Annotated in this window: 2 rRNA genes; both read left to right on the forward strand. The window is 54.9% G+C overall.

Annotated features, from left to right (window positions below):
- Positions 1-132: 132 nt before the first annotated feature.
- Positions 133-2,923 (forward strand): 23S ribosomal RNA (locus GQY20_RS31805).
- Positions 2,924-3,045: 122 nt separating this feature from the next.
- Positions 3,046-3,160 (forward strand): 5S ribosomal RNA (rrf, locus tag GQY20_RS31810).
- The last annotated feature ends 14 nt before the right edge of the window (positions 3,161-3,174 follow it).

Raw genomic sequence — 3,174 nt, forward strand, 5'->3', positions numbered from 1 at the left:
GGATCGTGTGCCGTTGCAATTGATATCTATGCTGAGAAATTTCTATCCGCATCATGGCGATAGGGTTTTGCCGAGTGGCGGCTGGCTTCGTGTCAGTTACCGTTCAGCCCTGTCGTTGGTGGTGTGGACTCTCAAGCGTGAGGTAAGGGCATTTGGTGGATGCCTTGGCATGCACAGGCGATGAAGGACGTGGCACGCTGCGATAAGCTGCGGTGAGGTGTGAGCAACCTTTGACCCGCAGATTTCCGAATGGGGAAACCCATCCTCACCATTTAATTCCGCTGCCGAGAGATCGGCGGCAGAGTTAAATGGGAAGGATATCACCGAAGTGAATACATAGCTTTGGTGAAGCGAACCCGGCGAACTGAAACATCTCAGTAGCCGGAGGAAAAGACATCAACCGAGATTCCGTGAGTAGTGGCGAGCGAAAGCGGACCAGGCCAGTGCCTGGTGTTCAACTAGCAGAACGGTTTGGAAAGGCCGGCCATAGCGGGTGACAGCCCCGTATGCGAAAGTGATGCATCAGGACTCGAGTAGGGCGGGACACGTGTAATCCTGTCTGAACATGGGGGGACCACCCTCCAAGCCTAAATACTCGTGCATGACCGATAGCGAACAAGTACCGTGAGGGAAAGGTGAAAAGCACCCCGATTAGGGGAGTGAAACAGTACCTGAAACCGAATGCCTACAAGCAGTTGGAGGGTCCTTGAGACCTGACAGCGTACCTCTTGCATAATGGGTCTGTGACTTAATGTATCGAGCAAGCTTAAGCCGTTAGGTGTAGGCGCAGCGAAAGCGAGTCTGAATAGGGCGCCTTAGTTCGATGCATTAGACCCGAAACCCGGCGATCTAGGCATGACCAGGATGAAGGTGGGGTAACACCCACTGGAGGTCCGAACCGATTAACGTTGAAAAGTTACCGGATGAGTTGTGTTTAGGGGTGAAAGGCCAATCAAGCCGGGAAATAGCTGGTTCTCCGCGAAAACTATTGAGGTAGTGCCTCGAGTGAATACCGTTGGGGGTAGAGCACTGGATGGGCTAGGGGGTCGCGAGATCTACCAAACCTAACCAAACTCCGAATACCAACGAGTACTGCTCGGGAGACAGACGGCGGGTGCTAAGGTCCGTCGTCAAGAGGGAAACAGCCCTGACCTACAGCTAAGGTCCCCAAGTCACGTCTAAGTGGGAAAGCATGTGGGAATCCCAAAACAACCAGGAGGTTGGCTTAGAAGCAGCCATCCTTTAAAGAAAGCGTAACAGCTCACTGGTCTAAACAAGGGTTCCTGCGGCGAAGATGTAACGGGGCTCAAGACGTGCACCGAAGCTTAGGGTGTGGATTTATCCACGCGGTAGCGGAGCGTTCCGTACGCCTGTGAAGCGGTCTGGTAATGGGCCGTGGAGGTATCGGAAGTGCGAATGCAGACATGAGTAGCGATAAACAGGGTGAGATGCCCTGTCGCCGAAAGACCAAGGGTTCCTGCGCAAGGCTAATCCGCGCAGGGTGAGCCGGCCCCTAAGACGAGCCCGAAGGGGGTAGTCGATGGGAACCACGTTAATATTCGTGGGCCTGGTGGTGTGTGACGGATCTCGTAAGTTGTCAGTCCTTATCGGATTGGTCTGGCTTCGAAGAGGTTCCAGGAAATAGCCCCACCGTATAGACCGTACCCGAAACCGACACAGGTGGTCTGGTAGAGTATACCAAGGCGCTTGAGAGAAGTGTGCTGAAGGAACTCGGCAAATTGCCTCCGTACCTTCGGAAGAAGGAGGCCCCATGTTAAGGCAACTTTTCATGGGGGGCACAGGCCAGGGGGTAGCGACTGTTTAGCAAAAACACAGGGCTCTGCTAAGTCGGCTTCAAGACGACGTATAGGGTCTGACGCCTGCCCGGTGCCTGAAGGTTAAGTGGAGGGGTGCAAGCTCCGAAATGAAGCCCAGGTAAACGGCGGCCGTAACTATAACGGTCCTAAGGTAGCGAAATTCCTTGTCGGGTAAGTTCCGACCTGCACGAATGGCGTAACGACTTCCCCACTGTCTCCAGCACATGCTCAGCGAAATTGAATTCTCCGTGAAGATGCGGAGTACCCGCGGTTAGACGGAAAGACCCCGTGCACCTTTACTGCAGCTTCAGAGTGGCATTAGGAAAGAACTGTGTAGCATAGGTGGGAGGCTTTGAAGCCGGGACGCCAGTTCCGGGGGAGCCATAGGTGAAATACCACCCTGTTGTTTTCTGATGTCTAACCTCGAACCATGAAACTGGTTCAGGGACCCTCTGTGGCGGGTAGTTTGACTGGGGCGGTCGCCTCCCAAAGAGTAACGGAGGCGCGCGAAGGTTGGCTCAGGCCGGTTGGAAACCGGCTGTTAGAGTGCAATGGCATAAGCCAGCCTGACTGCGAGACTGACAAGTCGAGCAGAGACGAAAGTCGGTCATAGTGATCCGGTGGTCCCTCGTGGAAGGGCCATCGCTCAACGGATAAAAGGTACGCCGGGGATAACAGGCTGATAACCCCCAAGAGCTCATATCGACGGGGTTGTTTGGCACCTCGATGTCGGCTCATCACATCCTGGGGCTGGAGCAGGTCCCAAGGGTTTGGCTGTTCGCCAATTAAAGTGGTACGTGAGCTGGGTTCAGAACGTCGCGAGACAGTTTGGTCCCTATCTGCCGTGGGCGTCGAAATTTGAGAGGAGTTGACCCTAGTACGAGAGGACCGGGTTGAACATGCCTCTGGTGGACCTGTCATCGCGCCAGCGGTGCAGCAGGGTAGCTATGCATGGACGGGATAACCGCTGAAAGCATCTAAGCGGGAAGCCTCCCTCGAGATAAGATTTCTTAGAGCGGTCGAAGACCACGACCTTGATAGGCCGGATGTGGAAGTGCGGTAACGCATGAAGCTAACCGGTCCTAATTGCTCTATTCGCGCTTGAGAGTCCCACCATCACCGACAGGGCTGTACACAACAGCCCCGACAGGATGGCGGATCGAATATCCCAGCACGGGCATCATCATCGATTGCTACGAACGAAACATATGCTGCGCCGGCCCCATAGCTTGGTGGCCATAGCGTCTGTGACCCACCCGATCCCATCCCGAACTCGGCCGTGAAACCAGACAGCGCCGATGGTACTATCGCCTAAGCGATGGAAGAGTAGGTCGCCGCCAGGCTTTGAAGCCGGCGC

The organism is Flavisphingomonas formosensis (assembly GCF_009755815.1).
Lineage (GTDB): Bacteria > Pseudomonadota > Alphaproteobacteria > Sphingomonadales > Sphingomonadaceae > Flavisphingomonas > Flavisphingomonas formosensis.